This window comes from Microbulbifer sp. ABF4_107, from assembly GCF_056312215.1.
In genome coordinates, this window is the sequence record NZ_CM149983.1 from 3,536,929 (window position 1) to 3,554,515 (window position 17,587).

A 17,587-nucleotide genomic window follows, 5' to 3' on the forward strand; every position below is an offset into this window, starting at 1 on the left:
ATTTCCACATAACGCCCAGCGCAGGCGCAGCCAGCGCGGAGCACCTTTTGTGTTAATGTTTGAGCGCCAGCGAGTAACACAAAAGGTGCGTAGCGTTGGCTGTCGCTCTGCCGCTGATTGTTAGTGTGTTGGCGGGGACCATATGATTAATTTTGGTTTAGCACTCAAAATTGACTGATTTCCTGAATCAATACTTACAGTTACCGAAAATTTTTCGCCAGGCATTGCTGGAAGATAACTTATAAGAGCGCCTGCAGATTCGGCCGCAAAAAATGCATCAGGCAAATAGTCTCGATCTAGCTTTTCTACAACCCCATGGCCTTCTTTGACTATTCGATACGTAAATTTGACTTTCGATAAATTTTCCTCGCAAGCAGGAAACCTAGGACCGCCTTTCCCGTTGAACTGACAAAGCAATCTTTGTCTATTTTCTTTCGTAGTCTCGTACTCGATAGCTACAATATACCTGCCCTCTGTATCAGCCACAAAGTTGGCTGTGTACTTTCTACCGAACTCGTTAATTGCCAATGAAATAGGTACAAATTTCTCATTGATCGGCGAAGCACAGCAGGCCATTCCGAATGAAAATAATGATAAAAACAATACTCTAAGCATAATAGTTACCAGATTCCCTTCTAGACACTAACAGTTTTATTCAAAAGCCCCAGATATAGCCATAATGGCTACATATAGGCATGACATGTCTATATATGCCCATTATGTCTATATCTAGGCATGTCCTTTACAGGTTTATATGTCTATATCTAGGCATTCGTCAATCAGGCCTTCGACGATCCGATGGCTTATATTTCGACGTATCGCCATGCTACGTTTTACCACCCAGGCTTTCGCGCGGTTGCTCCATCGGCCGCCCATTCTCCGGACGGCGGCGCGCAGCTCAGCCTCATCGTAGGCAACTTTTACCGCCACCCACTCGCTGGTATGTACGGGGTGGGTTGTGTCGACGCGTTTCGATTGGTTTTTTTGGTAGGCCTCGCGCTGCGCGACGATGATTTCTACCGTGGTATATACGGTTTTCTTGCACGGCGATCGCCGATACCGTACGGCGCACAGCTGTTCGCCGTATTTGTCGTGATAGCGTTTGCTGCCATCATCGCCCGGTTTGATTGTTTTTATTATTTCCATACGCCCTCCCTGGCGTTTTCATTGTCAGTTACTTAAAGGCCCAGCTCACTCCAGATATCGTCAACTTTCTTAGTGACTTCCGGATCTTTTACGATGGGGCGCCCCCACTCTCTGGTTGTCTCACCTTCCCATTTGTTGGTCGCGTCGAAGCCGATTTTCGAGCCGAGACCGGATACCGGAGATGCAAAATCCAGGTAATCGATGGGTGTATTTTCTACCATGACAGTATCTCTGGCTGGATCCATCCTGGTAGTCATGGCCCAAATAACATCATTCCAGTCTCGAGCATTCACGTCATCGTCGGTAACAATGACAAACTTGGTATACATGAATTGGCGCAGGAAAGACCAGACGCCCATCATTACGCGCTTGGCGTGGCCGGCGTATTGCTTTTTCATGGTGACCACGGCGAGCCGGTAGGAGCACCCTTCTGGCGGAAGATAGAAATCCACGATTTCGGGAAACTGCTTCCGCAGGATTGGTACAAATACTTCGTTTAGCGCTTCACCCAGTACGGCGGGCTCATCTGGTGGTCGGCCGGTGTAGGTGCTGTGATAGATGGGGTCTTTGCGGTGGGTGATCTTTTCCACGGTAAATACAGGGAAGCGATCGACTTCGTTGTAGTAACCGGTGTGATCCCCATAGGGGCCTTCGTCAGCCATATCCTCTGGGTAGATATAGCCTTCGAGTACATATTCGGCGCTTGCAGGCACCTGCAGGTTACTCAGTTTGGCTTCGGCGACTTCTGTCTTGCTACCGCGCAGCAGTCCGGCGAAGGCGTACTCAGACAGCGTATCCGGCACCGGGGTGACCGCCCCGAGGATGGTCGCAGGGTCCGCACCCAACGCGACGGCGACCGGGAAGGGCTCGCCGGGGAACTGTTGTTGCCACTCTCTGAAATCCAGCGCGCCCCCGCGGTGGGAGAGCCAGCGCATGATCAGGCGGTTTTTACCGATCAGCTGCATGCGATAGATACCGAGGTTCTGGCGCTTCTTTTCAGGGCCTCGGGTAATCACCAGGGGCCAGGTGACCAGAGGCGCGGCATCCCCGGGCCAACAGGTCTGTATCGGCAACCTGGTGAGATCGATATCGGCGGTGTCGATTTCAAATTGCTGGGAGTCGGCCTTGCTCACCACCTTGGGCCCCATGTTCATGACCTGCTTGAAGATGGGGAGCTTTTGCCAGGCGTCTTTGAAGCCTTCCGGGGGTTGCGGCTCCTTCAGGAAGGCGAGGAGCTCACCGACCTGACGCAATTCACTAACGGATTCTTTGCCCATTCCGAGGGCAACACGCTCAGGTGTGCCAAACAGGTTGGCAAGGACCGGGGTGTCGTAGCCGGTGGGGTTTTCAAACAGAAGGGCCGGGCCACCGGCACGCAGAACGCGGTCGGCAATTTCTGTCATTTCCAGCACGGGACTGACAGGGTGTTTGATTCGCTTGAGAAGGCCGCGCTTTTCCAGTAACTGGATAAAGTCGCGCAGGTCTTTGTATTTCATGTTTTACCGGTCGATGACTGTAGGCAGCGGCCAGTGTAAAACAGACAGAGAAAAAAATAACGCCGTGCTGGTATCAGGCGCCGTAGAAAGCGGAGGGAGGTGGGGAACAACCCGCAGCGGTTGAGCTGCGGGCTGCCGAACTTCTAAGAGATCTTAGAAGCGGGGGCGACGCGGACGGTCTTCGCGCGGCTTGGCTTCGTTAACACGGATGTTACGGCCAGACAGCGGCTGATCATTCATTTCTTCGATAGCCTTACGCGCTTCGTCGTCGTTCGGCATTTCTACGAAACCAAAACCTTTAGAACGGCCAGTTTCCCGGTCAGTGATTACAGTAGCCCGGGAGATTTCACCGAACGCACCAAATGCTTCGTGCAGTTCGTCAGAGGTTACGCCGTAGGCCAGATTTCCGATATAGATATTCACAAAAAAGTCTCACTAGAGTCAGTGGGCTGTCGAGCAATTCACAAATGGCAACCAGCTCCACCGAGTTCACCATTTGAGATTGATCCAGAGTCGCTCGACTTCCCAGCCGCGCGGGATCAATTCGGGTAGTGTTGAAATACTACTCAACACTTTATTGATGGCCTTTATATGCCTATCGCAATGCCTTTTCAACTGAATTCGGCGTAATTTCACGCCTGTTTTATCGCATTGCAAAAATTGTCCATTCCATGCAAAAAAGGCCTGCATATTGCGCAGGCCTTTATTCTGTATCGGAATTATTTCCGTTTCATGGACAGGAAGAATTCGTCGTTGGTTTTGAAGTCCTTGAGCTTGTCGATCAGGAATTCGGTGGCGGCGAGGTCTTCCATATCGTGCAAGAGCTTGCGCAGGATCCATACGCGCTGCAGTTCGCCTTCTGGCATCAGCAGCTCTTCGCGGCGGGTGCCGGAACGGCGCACATTGATTGCGGGATATACACGTTTTTCAGCGATCTTGCGGTCCAGCTGCAGCTCCATGTTACCGGTGCCCTTGAACTCTTCGAAGATCACTTCATCCATCTTCGACCCGGTATCAACCAATGCGGTAGCGATGATGGAAAGGCTGCCGCCTTCTTCAATATTTCGCGCTGCACCAAAGAAGCGCTTGGGGCGCTCCAGAGCGTGAGCATCCACACCACCGGTGAGCACTTTACCGGAGCTCGGCACGGTGGTGTTGTACGCACGTGCCAGACGGGTAATAGAGTCCAGCAGGATCACCACGTCTTTTTTGTGTTCGACCAGGCGCTTGGCCTTTTCAATCACCATTTCTGCAACCTGTACGTGACGCGCCGGCGGCTCGTCAAAGGTGGACGCAACCACTTCACCACGCACGGAGCGCTGCATCTCGGTAACCTCTTCCGGGCGCTCGTCGATCAGCAGTACGATCAGGTGGCACTCGGGGTTGTTGCGGGTGATGGCCTGGGCCATGTTCTGCAACATGATGGTTTTACCGGCCTTGGGCGGTGCGACGATCAATCCACGCTGGCCTTTGCCGATGGGGGCAACCAGGTCAATGATACGGCCGATGAGGTCTTCGGAGGAGCCGTTACCACATTCCAGACCAAGGCGGTCGTTGGGGAACAGCGGGGTGAGGTTTTCGAAAAGAATCTTGTTACGGGCGTTTTCCGGCTTGTCGAAGTTGATCTCGCTGACTTTCAGCAGGGCAAAGTAGCGTTCACCTTCTTTGGGGGGGCGAATCTTGCCGGAAATGGAGTCGCCGGTACGCAGGTTAAAGCGTCGAATCTGGCTGGGGGATACGTAGATATCATCGGGGCCGGCCAGATAGGAGGAGTCCGCAGACCGCAGGAAACCAAAGCCATCCTGAAGGATTTCCAATACACCTTCGCCATAGATGTCTTCGCCGCTTTTGGCGTGGCGCTTCAGGATATTGAAAATGATGTCCTGCTTGCGCGAACGGGCGAGGTTTTCGAGCCCCATGCCCTTGGCAATTTCGATCAGCTCTTCAATGGGTTTGGTTTTTAATTCAGAAAGGTTCATACCAATTGCTTTATTACGGTTTCTTCTGTCGGTTGGCGCGGACGCGCCGGACGATTCTGCGGAGGGAGTTGAAGTTTCGATGGTGATATTGCCCGGTTCGACATGCCGACGATTTGACTGACCGCACGCAACTCTTCACAGATTAAACGACTCGTCACGAATTCAACGACTCGCTAAATACGAATGACCGCTCACAAGGGCACACCGGATGCGGCAGAAGTGCCAGGAGGGGAATCGTTCAACTTGAGGAGTTTGCGCCGGAGAGGCTGCGTCAGCAGCGGGGTTGGCGACTTGGCTCAGGTCTGGACTGAACAGTTAATTTGATTACTAGGCAGTATAACCGCAGTTCGACATCCTGCAAGGCCTAATTCTTATACATTCCGGCCCTTAAAACGGCAGGTGGGGCGCATTGGCGCCCCACTCGCGGAGATCAGATCTGGCTGTCGATGAATTCGGTCAGCTGGGCGCGAGACAGTGCGCCGACTTTGGTACCTTCCACATTGCCGCCCTTGAACAGCAGCAGGGTCGGAATACCGCGCACGTTGTACTTGGCTGCAGCTTCCTTGTTGGCATCCACGTCGACTTTAACGATCTTCAGCTTTTCGCCGTAGTGGCCCGCCAGATCTTCCAGAACAGGAGCGATCATCTTGCAGGGGCCACACCATTGTGCCCAGAAGTCCACCAGTACCGGACCGTCCGCCTTGAGTACTTCGGCTTCAAATTCTGCATCGGTTACGTTGACGATGTTCGCGCTCATAGTGCTTTCCTGTGATTCGGTTTCTTTGGGCCCAGCGGCTGTGCCGGCAGAGATGACAGACTGCGCCGGCAGACATGAAGCGGCCGCGCCGGAAGTCATCATAAGTACCGCCCGCAGGCCTCGCAAGGCAAATGGTCTCGTTGCCACTGGCAATTCGTCCCATTGTACGGGCGCGTCATTACAACAGATTGGCATTGCGCCCTATATGAGGGCCCCGGGCGCCATTTCAAGGGGTCGGCGCCAGCCTAATCCTCCTCTGGCAGAAAGCGCTGCAGAATATCGTCCACATAGTCATATCCGAGAGCCGTCGTGGCGATGGAAGGGCCAAGCGGGAGTACCAGGTCCATGGCTTCCAGGTGACGCCATTCCCGGCCCAGACTCTCCAGGGATAACCCCGTGTAGCCGGGATATGTCTCTGACGGCACCCCGTCCTCCAGGCGCAGGGCGTTCATCAGGAACTCCAGCGGGCGCTCCTTTGTAGGCACTTCTTTGGTTTTTGGCTGGGGAAACTCGATTCCACCCTCTCCGGTCTCGCAACCAAGGGCCAGATAGTGTTTGGGCGCGCGGGTGCGCTGGGTACGCAGAATACGGCCGGACTCGGGAAGCGTGAACTTGCCGTGGGCACCGGCGCCGATGCCGATATAGTCGGCAAACGACCAGTAATTCAGGTTGTGACGGGAGGCGAGTCCGGCGCGACCATAGGCGGACACTTCATAGCGCTGATAGCCCTCGCTGGCCAGGTAGGCCCGCCCCGCCCGCTGTATAGCGGCAATCTGCTCGGAGCCCGGCGTCACCGGCGGTGCGGAATAGAACGCAGTATTGGGCTCGATGGTGAGCTGGTACCAGGAGATATGCTCGACCCCGAGGTCTACCGCCTGCTGAAGATCCCTCAGGGCATCCCGCTCACTCTGCCCCGGCAGTCCGTGCATCAGATCGATATTGATATTGTCGAAGCCCGCCGCCCGCGCCTGGCTGGCGGCGATCTGCGCCTCGTCACCGCTATGGATCCGGCCCAGGTTCTGCAGCTGCAGCGGGTCGAAGCTCTGCACGCCAATCGACAGGCGATTGACCCCGGCGCTGTGATAGCCAGCGAACTTGGCCTGCTCGAAGGTACCCGGATTGGCCTCGAGAGTGATTTCTATCCCCTCTTCAAACCCCACCAGGGATTCCGCCAGATCCAGAATCCGCCCAATAGCGAGCGGTGAAAACAGGCTCGGCGTACCGCCGCCGAAAAAGATAGAGCCCAGTTTGCGCCCCTGAATCCACGGCAACTGGCTGCGCAGATCCCGCTCGAGCTGATCGACGTACTCGGCTTCCGGCAAATGCCGGTCACCGGCAGCCGCCCCCTTGGCATGCTCGATCGCGCCGGTGGCGACCTCGTGAGCGCCCGCGGCGATCTGGTGTGAGTTGAAATCGCAGTAGGGGCATTTGCGAACGCACCAGGGGATGTGCACGTACAGGCTCAGGGGGGGTAATTGCATTTGCGGGAGAGGGGCTCGCTGGAGAGAGGCTCGTTGAGGGCTCATCAAAAAAATCAGAAGAGCTTTTTGCCGGAATCAACCTGGCGCTGCGGCAGCACCATTTCTTCATGCCACAGCTGTTCAAATTTTTTCACCGCCAAAGCGCGATGACTGAGCCGGTTTTTTACTTCGCGGGGCAGCTGTGCAGAAGTGAGCTTTTCGGACTCGACGTAAAAAAGCGGGTCATAGCCGAACCCCTGCTCACCCGCCGGGCGGCTGAGAATATGGCCCGCCCAGCGCGCGGAACAGACAAGGGGCACCGGGTCGTCTGCCGTGCGCACAAACGCCAGGGCGCAGTGGAAACTGGCACCGCGCTTTTCCATGGGTACACCGTCCAGGGCTTCCAGTAATTTCTGATTGTTGTCGGCATCACTGGCACCGGCACCTGCATAGCGCGCGGAATAAATTCCGGGCGCACCGCCGAGCGCATCCACCGCAAGTCCAGAATCATCCGCCAGCGCCGGCAGGCCGCTAGCGTTACTGGCGTGGCGCGCCTTGATAAGGGCATTCTCAATAAAACTGAGCCCGGTCTCTTCCGCTTCTTGCTGTAGAAATTCGGACTGAGGCAGTACGGCAATCTGCCAGCCGGAAAAAAGCTGAGAAAACTCTTTCAACTTGCCGGCGTTACCACTGGCGAGAACGATTTTATCCATGAGAACTCAGTATTTTTCTGACGTTACCGCGTATCCAATATCCAGCCATCAATTCTTGTGTAGCTGGCGACGGAATGTGAGCTCCTGGGTGCTGCCATCGGGCATTACCAGGTCGATATTGAAAGTCAGACTCTCTTCGTGTTCAAAGCGAAACGGCGCCAGATAGTACACAGCGCCCTGATCGCGAATTTCCTTGAACTCAAGCGGGCGGGACTGCTGAATCAGGTTAGTGGCATTACCTGACACACCAACGCTACTGCCCTTGGTATCGCCAACCTTGCTGACCGAAATATTCACGAACGCGCGGTCTCTTGCGCGCACCAGGTTGTAATGCTGTGCAATATCCGGGGAAATAAAGTCACTGTTGAAAACCGAGTACGACACCCGGTAATCACCGAAAACTTTGTGGTTTTCAATAGTTTTCGCACCCTGAGCCGCAGCGGCAGTGGCCCACAGCAACAGGGCTATGGAAATAAATGCTGCAAAATAACGTTTCACGGCGTTCTCCTGTATATCGGTTTGATTCGTTTCCCGGCGGCGCCAGAAACAACCTTCTGCTACTAATATTAGCGAGTCAGATGGTAAATCGCTGTTTCACCAAAAAGGTTCGGCAAAAAATCCTTCAAAACCCCGGATACTGTGGATTCTGAGACTACCTGACGGTGCAGTATTTTCCAGCTGTGCTGGCGGCAGAGCACTTCAAAGTCCTTGAAAGTACAAAAGTGAATATTGGGCGTGTCGTACCATTCGTAGGGTAATAAGTCCGATACCGGCATACGGCCGGAAACGGCCAGATGCCAGCGCGCTTTCCACTGGCCAAAATTCGGGAAGGTGATAATACACTCCCGCCCTACCCGCAGCATTTCTTCCACCACCAGATGGGGAAAACGCAATGTCTGCAACGCCTGGGTCATTACCACGGTATCGAAGCTGTGGTCGGCAAAATTCTTCAGGCCATTGTCCAGGTTCTGCTCCACCACATTCACACCGCGCTCGACGCACTTCTGGATCTGTTGCGGGTCGATTTCCAGACCGTAACCGCTAACCTGTTTTTCGCTTTCCAGCCGCTCCAGCAGCGCACCGTCACCACAACCGAGGTCGAGCACCCGCGAATTTTCCGGTACCCAGTTGGCGATAATATCGAGGTCCTGACGAATCATGCCGCCACCTCGCTGTTCGCTTGCTGGCCGTGTTCCCGAGCCACATTGTTCATATAGGCTGCGAAAAAATTTTCGTAGCGTTCGTTGGGTAACAGAAACGCATCGTGCCCCATGGGGGATTCCACTTCGGCGTAGGTCACCGGAATATTTGCGTGTATTAGTGCATCGGCAATTTCCCGGGAACGTTCCGGGGCAAAGCGCCAGTCGGAGGTAAAAGAAACCAGCATGAATTTGCAGCGTGCGTGGGAAAACGCTTCCACCGGATCGTCGTTGTACTCTCGCGCAAGATCAAAATAGTCCAGCGCGCGGGTCATCAGGATATAGGTATTCGGGTCGAAACTGCCGGAGAAGGAATCCCCCTGATAGCGCAGATAACTCTGCACCTGAAATTCCACCAGCTCTTCCACGCCCTGCCTGAAGGTACCCGAACGCAGTTCGCGGCCAAATTTTTTGCCGAGCCCGTCGTCGGACAGATAGGTGATATGCCCGATCATACGCGCCACGGCCAGTCCGTGGCGCGGCAGGGTTTTTTCTTCCAGATAGCGGCCGTCGCGGAAATCCGGGTCAGACGTGATGGCCTGGCGGGCGGTTTCATTAAACGCAATATTCTGCGCGGACAGTTTCATCGCCGAGGCAATCACCACGCAGTGGCGCAGACGCTGGGGATATTCCAGCGACCAGCGCATCGCCTGCATGCCGCCGAGACTACCACCGACAACGGCGGCCCACTGCTGAATGCCGAGAAAGTCCGCCAGTTGCGCCTGGCTGTGCACCCAGTCCCGCGCGCGCAGCGGCGGGAAGTCTGGCCCCCAGGCTTTGCCGGTGGCTGGGTTGATGGAAGCCGGGCCGGTGGAACCGTGGCAGCCGCCGAGATTATTGACAGCCACCACGAAAAATTTGTTGGTGTCGATGGGTTTGCCGGGGCCGATATAGTGATCCCACCAGCCGGGGCGCTTGTCGCTTTCGCTGTGGTAACCGGCGGCGTGATGGTGGCCGGAGAGCGCGTGGCAAATCAGTACGCCGTTGCTTTTGTCGGCGTTGAGGGTGCCATAGGTTTCGTACATCAGGGTGTATTCGTCGAGTACGCGGCCGCAGGCCAGTTTGAAGGGGCCGGGGAAGGTGTGGCTTTTCGGCTCGACGATGCCGACAGAGTTTGCGGGCAATCCTGCCGGTTTTCCTGATTGGGGAGTGTGCGCTTCCGTGGTCAAAATCTTTCGCATGTGGTTACTGGGCGGGGCGCCAAGTTTACGAAAGCTGGGGGCGGTAGTACACCGCCCATCCGTATTACTACTGACGCACTTAGGTGGTCGCCGGGGCTTTCAGTGGGGTCACGTTGTTCGCTACCGGCGCCGGCGGAATCGGCTGGGGGGCCGCGTGGGTGTGCTTGAGCAGGTCTTCCAGCGCACCGAGGGCGCTGTGGTTGCGCACCAGCTCTTCTTCCAGTGCGCGCAGGTCGGTGCGCTTGGTCTGGGTTTTCTGTTTGAGCTCGGTGAGCTTGATCAGGTGGCGGTTAAGCAGGTGTTTCTGGTACTGAACATGCTGTTTCAGCGGTTCCAGCACCTGATCCAGCCAGCCGTCCACAGACGAGATCATCTGGCTGTACATGCGCCCGACTTCGTTGGCGAGGGTAGCCACAAAGCGCTCGGTGAGGCGGTTGCGGCGGGCCAGCAGCAGTTGAGGCGAGCGGCGCAATTGGGCGGCCTGGCGGTGTAGGCCGCGCAGGGCGGCGCGGAAGCCGGCGATGTCGAAGTGTTGCTCGGCGGAGATGATGCTGCTCAGGGTGGAGCGGTCGTAAATGGCGTCGACGAGGCGGTTGGCCTGGTCCACTTCACGCTCGAGATTGCCCAGCTGGTGTTCCACGCCACCCATAAATCCGTCGATGGCGCGGGCGAGACCGAGGGGAGACCAGCGCTCGTTGAGCGCTCTGCGAGTTTCGTCGATCAGCTGTTGCAGCTGCTGGCTGGAGACCGGTGCCAACAGAGAGGCGCGCTGGCGGGCGAGCATGCGCTGGCTGGATTTCAGGGTCAGCAGTTCCTGGTGACAGTATTTGTGCTGTTCCTTGGCGGTGGCATGCAGTTGCTTCAGCTCTTCCACCTGGTCCGGGCTGGTAGCACCGTGGCGCTTCAGGTGCTCAAGGGTGGCGCGGCCACTGTTGAGGCGGCGCTTGAGCAGATCGCGGGTATCGGCCATCAGGGTCAGGGCCTGGTGCAGGGAGCGGTGGTTGGCGACTTTGTCGCGGTGCTCCATCAGGCGCTGTACCAGCAGCTGTTCAAAGTCACCAAAACGGCTCTGCTGCAGCAATACCGGATCGCGCTCGGCGCGCGCCAGCAGGGCTTTTTTCGCGGACACACCAACCACATTTTCCTGCGGCAGTGCCAGCAGCTTGCTCACTTCCGCACGCATCTTGCGCAGCATCTGGTCCGCGTCTTCGTCCGGATCGTCCCACAGCACATCGATCTTGTTCAGCAGCGCCATGACCGCGGTACCGCGGTGTTCTTTCAGTGGCACCAGGTGGGTTTCCCACATATTCAGGTCGGTACCGCTGACACCGGCGTCGGCGGAGAGCAGGAAGGCCACCGCCTGGGCACCCGGCAGGGTGGACAGGGTCAGTTCGGGCTCGTTGCCGAGGGCATTCAGCCCGGGGGTGTCGATAATCCGCAGGCCCTGGGCCAGCAGCGGGTGTGGCAGGGAAATCAGCGCGTAACGCCAGGCGGGAATCTGTACCAGGTTGCCGTTGCCGTCGAGATGGCGGCGATCGAAACCGTAGCGGGCGGCCTCTTCCGGGGTGACGGCTTTGGTGGCGGCGACCTTCATCAACGCGTCGCGGGTGGCATCGGCGTCGTCCGGGTCAAAGTCGAAATTGACCCACTTCTGCGGGATGCGGCGGAAGCTCTCTAGGCTGGTATTGGTGGCCAGAGTTTCGATGGGCAGCAGGCGCACGGAGGCCTGCTCGGTGCCATCGCTGAAGATTTCCGTGGGGCACATGGTGGTGCGACCGGGGCGCGACGGCAGCAGGCGCTTGCCGTAAGTGTGCGACAACAGCGCGTTGATCAGCTCGGTCTTGCCACGGGAGAACTCGCCCACCAGCGCAACGGTAAACTGATCTTCCACCAGCAACTGGCGCGCCTGCTGAACCACCTGCCGGGCGCCGGCGGAGTTGGGGAAGTGTTGTTCCAACCAGTGGCTGAACCGGTTGAACTGGGTATCAAGCCCCTTCTTCCAACGGTCGTAATCGGCAATGTGCTGGCGCAAGGTCGCATCTTCCATGTTTATAAGTTCTTGTTGGTACTACTTACGGATTTGACAGCCATTTTCCAGCAAGCCGCCATGGAGTTAAACCCTGACACCGTATTTTCGAGAACTGACGCGAACTGGATAGACAGAGAAAGAAGAAATAAAGAAGGGGAGTGAGCGGGAAGCGAAAAAGATGACAGTTAAGACAGCTGGAGAGATGTATAGGGGCGATTGAAAACGTAGCGAGCGGGTGGCTGGTGGTGGGCGCCAGCGCACAGCAAGCGGAATGTACACGCAGTACATGAGCATTGCGCGCACTGCCGACCGCCGCCAGGCGCACGCGCAGTAGTTTTCGGGCGTCCCGATTAGAAGGGGATGTGCCAGAACAGGTTGTACACCAACTGCGGCATATTCGCACTCTGCGCGAACCCAACCAGCAACTTATCCACAACTGTCAGCAGGATAAAGACAAAAATCGGGCTGATATCGATCACCCCCAGCGGCGGGATCACCTTGCGCACCGGCGCGTAGACCGGCTCCAGCAGCTGACGCAGCAACATCAGCGCGGGATGGGAGCTCTGCGGGGCAATCCAGCTGACCACGATGGAGATCAGCATGCCCACAAACAGGATCGCGATCAGCGTCATCAACACACCGAGAAATGCCCACAACAGTGCACTCAGGGGGTTGAGCATACCGGCACCGGCAAGGAATCCCGCACCGATAATCATCACCCAGGCAACCAGCAGCGCCAGTACCAGGGAGGCCATATCAATGCCAAACAGCCCCGGCACCACTTTGCGCAAAGGGCGCAGTAATGGGTTGGTGATTTTGACGATACCCTGGGAGAGTGGGTTGTAAAAATCCGCGCGCGCCAGCTGCAGCATAAAGCGCAGCAGCACCGTGAACAGAAACAGAATACCGATGGTGGCGAGAATAAATACGCCGATATTGCTGAAGGTGTTGACCATCAAACGTCCTTTCTTTGCAGTCTGTTATTTGTCGAGTTCTTTCGCCATTTCCGCGGCACGCGCCGCGCAATCGTTCATGGCCTGCTCCACCAGTTGCGGCAGGCCACCCTCCTGAAAACGCTTTACCGCGCGCTCGGTAGTGCCATTCGGCGACATGACATTGCGCTTCAACTGCGCCACATCCACATCCGCGGCCACCGCAAGTTTCGCCGCGCCCAGTGCGGTTTGCAAGGTAAGGCGCTCGGCATCCGCGCGGTCCATGCCGGCCTTCTCCGCCGCGTCGATCATGGATTCCATAAACTGAAAATAGTACGCGGGGCCGGAACCGGACACCGCGATTACCTGATCGATGCCGGACTCCTGCTCCACCCACAGGGCAATACCCACCGCATCGGCCATCTGGGTGGCCACGGACTTGTGTTCGTCGGTAACGCCATCGCCGGCATACAGGCCGGTCACCCCGGTGCCCACCAGCGCCGGCGTATTGGGCATGGCGCGCACGATCGGCACACCGGCACCCAGCCAGCGTTGGTAAGCCGCCAGTGGGATCCCAGCCGCCAGGGTGATCACCAGGGGTTTGCGAGCGCTCACTGTCTCCCTAAGCGCCTCGCACATTTCCTTCATCATCTGTGGCTTGACCGACAGCACCACCACATCGGCGCCCTCAATCGCCGCCAGATTGTCGGTGCTGCCGTGGACGCCGGTGCGCTTGCAGAAGTCTTTCAGCTTCTGCTCGTTGCGGCCGGTGGCGACAATCTTGTCGGCGGGGTAACCACTGGCCACCATGCCACCAATCACCGCACCCGCCATATTGCCAGCGCCGCCGATAAATACCATTTTGTGATCAGATGCGTTTTGTTGGTCAGCCATAAGCTCCTCTGAATTATTTCCGAGCCCCAAAAATATCGGTGCCAATCCGCACAATGGTGGCACCACTGAAGATCGCCGCCTCCATATCCCCGGACATGCCCATGGACAGGGTGTCCAGCGGCTGCTCCGGCAGCTGCGCCCTGAGATCCTCCAACAGACCGGCCAGCTGTATAAAAGGCGTGCGCTGGTCGTCCAGAGCGCTGCGGGGCGCAGGGATCACCATCAAACCGCGCAGCTGCAAATTGGGCTGCGCCGCCACCGCGGCCGCCAGTTCCGGCAACTTTTCCGGGCTGACCCCGGACTTGCTGTCCTCACCATCAATATTCACTTGCAGGCACACATTCAACGGCGGCATATGTGCCGGGCGCTGCTCAGATAATCGCCGTGCAATTTTTAACCGCTCCAGCGAGTGCAACCAGTGAAAGTGCTCCGCCACATCCCGGGTTTTGTTGGATTGCAGCGGGCCAATGAAGTGCCAGGTGATCTCGCAGTCTTCCAGCGCCTCCTGTTTCTCCAGCGCCTCCTGCAGGTAATTCTCGCCAAAGTGGCGCTGCCCCGCGTTATACGCCACTCGCAGGTCTTCCGCGGGGCGGGTTTTCGATACCGCCAGCAGAGTGACGGTATCGGCCTGCCGGTCACAACTATCACAGGCTGTGACGATCCGCTCAGTGACGGAATTGAGGTTTTCGGGGATTGACCCTTTGCGCATATACTGGGACCCAACTTTTGCTCGGCGGGCATTCTATGCGCTCATTGCCCGCACGTCATATCGACGGTCATATCACAACGAGAGCAGCGTAAGAGAAGAATAAAGGGTAGCAGTATGGACATTACAGAACTCCTCGCCTTCAGCGCCAAACAGAACGCCTCCGACTTGCACCTCTCTGCGGGCCTGCCGCCGATGATCCGGGTGGACGGCGACGTGCGCCGTATCAACCTGCCGCCCATGGAGCACAAGCAGGTGCACGGCCTGATCTACGAGATCATGAACGACAAGCAGCGCAAGGACTACGAAGAGTTCCTGGAGACCGACTTCTCTTTCGAAGTCCCCGGTGTGGCCCGCTTCCGTGTGAACGCGTTCAACCACAACCGCGGTGCCGGCGCCGTATTCCGGACCATTCCCTCCAAGGTACTGACCATGGAAGACTTAGGGATGGGCCAGGTGTTCAAGCAGATCTCCGACACCCCGCGCGGCCTGGTACTGGTGACGGGCCCTACAGGCTCCGGTAAGTCCACCTCGCTCGCGGCGATGATCGACTACATCAACGACAACAAGTACGAGCACATCCTCACCGTAGAGGACCCCATCGAATTCGTGCACGAATCCAAAAAGTGTCTGGTGAACCAGCGGGAAGTGCACCGCGACACTCACGGCTTCTCCGAAGCCCTGCGCTCGGCACTGCGTGAAGACCCGGACATCATCCTCGTGGGTGAGATGCGGGACCTCGAGACCATCCGCCTGGCGCTGACCGCCGCGGAAACCGGCCACCTGGTATTCGGTACCCTGCACACCACCTCCGCGGCCAAGACCATCGACCGTGTTGTGGACGTGTTCCCCGCGGAAGAAAAAGCCATGGTGCGTTCCATGCTGTCGGAATCCCTGCAAGCGGTAATCTCCCAGACCCTGCTCAAGCGCAACGGCGGCGGCCGTGTCGCCGCCCACGAGATCATGCGCGGTACCCCGGCGATTCGTAACCTGATCCGCGAAGACAAGATCGCGCAGATGTACTCCGCCATCCAGACCGGCGCCAACGTGGGTATGCAGACCATGGACCAGTGCCTGCAGGACCTGGTAGAAAAACGCATCATCAGCCGCGAAGTCGCGCGCGAAAAAGCGAAAATGCCGGAGAATTTCTAAACCTCCGCAAGCTGGATCCCGGCTCAAGGCCGGGATGACGAAGCCTGGTCATCCCGGACTCGATCCGGGATCCAGTGCTACGAAGTAATTACATACGATTCGAAGAAAACGACTACCCCAGGCGGTAAATAAAAATGGAAATCGAACGACTCCTACAACTGGTCACCGAAAAAGGCGCGTCCGACCTGTTCATCACCGCCGGTGTACCCGCGTCCATCAAACTGCACGGCAAGATCGTGCCGGTCACCACCAGTCCTCTGAGCCCGGAAAAAGCCCGCGAAATGGTCGTGGGCATCATGAACGACCGCCAGAAAAAAGAATTCGCCGAGACCAAAGAGCTTAACTTCGCCATCTCTTTGCGCAACGTTGGCCGTTTCCGGGTGTCCGCCTTCTTTCAGCGCAATCTGGTGGGCATGGTACTGCGTCGTATCGAAACCAAGATCCCCACCATTGACGGCCTCGGCCTGCCGGAGCAGCTCAAAGAGCTGGCGATGACCAAGCGCGGCCTGATCATCTTTGTGGGTGCGACCGGTACCGGTAAATCCACTTCGCTTGCATCCATGATCGGCCACCGCAACGAGAACTCGAAAGGTCACATCATTTCTATCGAGGACCCCATCGAATTTATCCACCAGCACCGCGGCTGCATCGTCACCCAGCGCGAAGTGGGCCTGGATACCGACTCGTTTGAAACCGCCCTGAAAAATACCTTGCGTCAGGCGCCCGACGTGATCCTGATTGGTGAGGTTCGCTCCCGCGAAACCATGGACCACGCCATCGCCTTCGCCGAAACCGGCCACCTGTGCCTGTGCACCCTGCACGCCAACAACGCCAACCAGGCGCTGGACCGGATCATTCACTTCTTCCCGGCAGATCGCCACCAGCAGTTGTGGATGGACCTGTCACTCAACCTGCAGGCCATGGTTGCGCAACAGCTGGTACCGACCCCGGACGGCGACGGCCGCCGCGCCTGTCTTGAGATCATGATCAACACCCCGCTGATGTCGGACCTGATCCGCAAGGGTGAGGTGCATAAGATGAAGGAGTTGATGAAACGCTCCGTCGAGCAGGGCATGCAGACCTTCGACCAGGCCCTGTACGAGCTTTACGACCGCGGCGAAATCACCTACGAAGACGCCCTCGCCCACGCGGATTCCGCGAACGACCTGCGCCTGATGATCAAGCTCAAATCCGAATCCGACGCCGAGTATCTCAACAGCGCTGCCGACGGACTGAGCCTCGCCAGCGACACCGATACCGGCAGCGGCCCGCAGATCTATTAATCGATCCCCCCAAGAGGTACCGATTTGACACTAGTGAGTACCCTCGCGCTGTTCAGCGCGATGGTCGTTCTGGCGGCCATTCCCGGCCCGGGGATCTTTGCAGTGATGGCGCGGTCGGCCAGTGGTGGCATGCCGCATGGTGTGGCGACGTCGATTGGTATCGTTTTCGGCGATTATATTTTTATCGCCCTGTGCCTGTCCGGTCTCGCCTATGTCGCGGATATGATGGGGAGTGTATTTACCGTCATCCAGTATCTCGGCGCTGCCTACCTGATCTGGCTGGGAATCAGCCTGTTGCGGGCGCAGTCTACGAAGGTCAAGGTCGCGCCCACGTCGACAAATTCATTAATATCCAGTGTGTTGATCGGGCTGACCATCACCCTCGGGAATCCCAAAGCGATTCTTTTCTACCTCAGTTTCTTCCCCGCGTTTCTGCCGCTGGCGGAAATCACGCTTACCGATATGGTGATCATTTTTGCCATCACTACGGTCAGTGTGGTCGGCGTCATGCTGATATACGCGTGGATTACGGTACACGCACACTCTCGCGTACAGCAGCGCGGCGCAGGAGAAGCGCTCAATAAGGTGGGCGGGGCGCTACTGGTGGGCAGTGGCCTGTGGATGGTATTGCGTAGCCTGTAAACCGATACCGATGGCACC

Annotated in this window: 18 protein-coding genes; 3 read left to right on the forward strand and 15 right to left on the reverse strand. The window is 57.2% G+C overall.

Annotated features, from left to right (window positions below; genetic code table 11):
• Positions 1–120: 120 nt before the first annotated feature.
• The 15 genes from ACYX4K_RS14415 to ACYX4K_RS14485 form a co-directional block, all read right to left on the reverse strand.
• Positions 121–615: a hypothetical protein gene (locus tag ACYX4K_RS14415; RefSeq protein ID WP_475091439.1), complete on the reverse strand. Its 495-nt coding sequence runs from the start codon at positions 613–615 to the stop codon at positions 121–123.
• Positions 616–750: 135 nt separating this feature from the next.
• Entirely contained in the window at positions 751–1,146 is a 396-nt protein-coding gene (locus tag ACYX4K_RS14420; protein ID WP_475091438.1) for a hypothetical protein, read from the reverse strand.
• Between the two features lie 32 nt (positions 1,147–1,178).
• The gene (ubiD, locus tag ACYX4K_RS14425) at positions 1,179–2,642 is read right to left on the reverse strand and encodes a 4-hydroxy-3-polyprenylbenzoate decarboxylase (RefSeq protein ID WP_475091437.1); all 1,464 of its coding nucleotides are present in this window, start codon (positions 2,640–2,642) and stop codon (positions 1,179–1,181) included.
• A gap of 153 nt (positions 2,643–2,795) precedes the next feature.
• Entirely contained in the window at positions 2,796–3,065 is a 270-nt protein-coding gene (locus ACYX4K_RS14430; protein ID WP_010133764.1) for an RNA recognition motif domain-containing protein, read from the reverse strand.
• A 296-nt stretch (positions 3,066–3,361) separates the two neighbouring features.
• A complete protein-coding gene (rho, locus tag ACYX4K_RS14435; protein ID WP_043319751.1) occupies positions 3,362–4,621 on the reverse strand; it encodes a transcription termination factor Rho in 1,260 nt (419 codons plus the stop codon).
• Positions 4,622–5,051: 430 nt separating this feature from the next.
• A complete protein-coding gene (gene trxA / locus ACYX4K_RS14440) occupies positions 5,052–5,378 on the reverse strand; it encodes a thioredoxin TrxA (RefSeq protein ID WP_475091436.1) in 327 nt (108 codons plus the stop codon).
• Between the two features lie 245 nt (positions 5,379–5,623).
• Positions 5,624–6,859 (reverse strand): radical SAM family heme chaperone HemW, encoded by a 1,236-nt coding sequence (hemW, locus tag ACYX4K_RS14445; protein ID WP_475091435.1) that lies wholly within the window; start codon positions 6,857–6,859, stop codon positions 5,624–5,626.
• Positions 6,860–6,912: 53 nt separating this feature from the next.
• Complete coding sequence (gene rdgB, locus ACYX4K_RS14450; protein WP_475091434.1) at positions 6,913–7,551, reverse strand: RdgB/HAM1 family non-canonical purine NTP pyrophosphatase; 639 nt, start codon at positions 7,549–7,551, stop codon at positions 6,913–6,915.
• Between the two features lie 48 nt (positions 7,552–7,599).
• Entirely contained in the window at positions 7,600–8,049 is a 450-nt protein-coding gene (locus tag ACYX4K_RS14455; RefSeq protein WP_475091433.1) for a DUF4426 domain-containing protein, read from the reverse strand.
• A gap of 68 nt (positions 8,050–8,117) precedes the next feature.
• Positions 8,118–8,708, reverse strand: coding sequence for a methionine biosynthesis protein MetW (metW, locus tag ACYX4K_RS14460; RefSeq protein WP_475093911.1), 591 nt, complete (start codon positions 8,706–8,708; stop codon positions 8,118–8,120).
• Entirely contained in the window at positions 8,708–9,931 is a 1,224-nt protein-coding gene (metX, locus tag ACYX4K_RS14465; protein WP_475091432.1) for a homoserine O-succinyltransferase MetX, read from the reverse strand. Before metX ends, metW begins: the two co-directional genes overlap by 1 nt.
• A gap of 79 nt (positions 9,932–10,010) precedes the next feature.
• A complete protein-coding gene (locus ACYX4K_RS14470; RefSeq protein ID WP_475091431.1) occupies positions 10,011–11,978 on the reverse strand; it encodes a dynamin family protein in 1,968 nt (655 codons plus the stop codon).
• Between the two features lie 332 nt (positions 11,979–12,310).
• A complete protein-coding gene (locus tag ACYX4K_RS14475; protein WP_475091430.1) occupies positions 12,311–12,916 on the reverse strand; it encodes a YggT family protein in 606 nt (201 codons plus the stop codon).
• A gap of 24 nt (positions 12,917–12,940) precedes the next feature.
• Positions 12,941–13,786 (reverse strand): pyrroline-5-carboxylate reductase, encoded by an 846-nt coding sequence (gene proC / locus ACYX4K_RS14480; RefSeq protein ID WP_475091429.1) that lies wholly within the window; start codon positions 13,784–13,786, stop codon positions 12,941–12,943.
• 13 nt (positions 13,787–13,799) lie between these two features.
• A complete protein-coding gene (locus tag ACYX4K_RS14485; RefSeq protein WP_475091428.1) occupies positions 13,800–14,495 on the reverse strand; it encodes a YggS family pyridoxal phosphate-dependent enzyme in 696 nt (231 codons plus the stop codon).
• 114 nt (positions 14,496–14,609) lie between these two features.
• Here ACYX4K_RS14485 and ACYX4K_RS14490 point away from each other — a divergent pair, with 114 nt between their 5' ends.
• The 3 genes from ACYX4K_RS14490 to ACYX4K_RS14500 all read left to right on the forward strand — a co-directional run bounded on the left by ACYX4K_RS14490 (position 14,610) and on the right by ACYX4K_RS14500 (position 17,569).
• Positions 14,610–15,644: a type IV pilus twitching motility protein PilT gene (locus ACYX4K_RS14490; RefSeq protein ID WP_043319757.1), complete on the forward strand. Its 1,035-nt coding sequence runs from the start codon at positions 14,610–14,612 to the stop codon at positions 15,642–15,644.
• 134 nt (positions 15,645–15,778) lie between these two features.
• Positions 15,779–16,927: a PilT/PilU family type 4a pilus ATPase gene (locus tag ACYX4K_RS14495; protein WP_475091427.1), complete on the forward strand. Its 1,149-nt coding sequence runs from the start codon at positions 15,779–15,781 to the stop codon at positions 16,925–16,927.
• Positions 16,928–16,960: 33 nt separating this feature from the next.
• Positions 16,961–17,569 carry a LysE family translocator gene (locus ACYX4K_RS14500; RefSeq protein WP_475093910.1) on the forward strand — a complete coding sequence of 203 codons (609 nt, stop codon included), beginning with the start codon at positions 16,961–16,963 and terminating at the stop codon, positions 17,567–17,569.
• Positions 17,570–17,587: the final 18 nt, after the last annotated feature.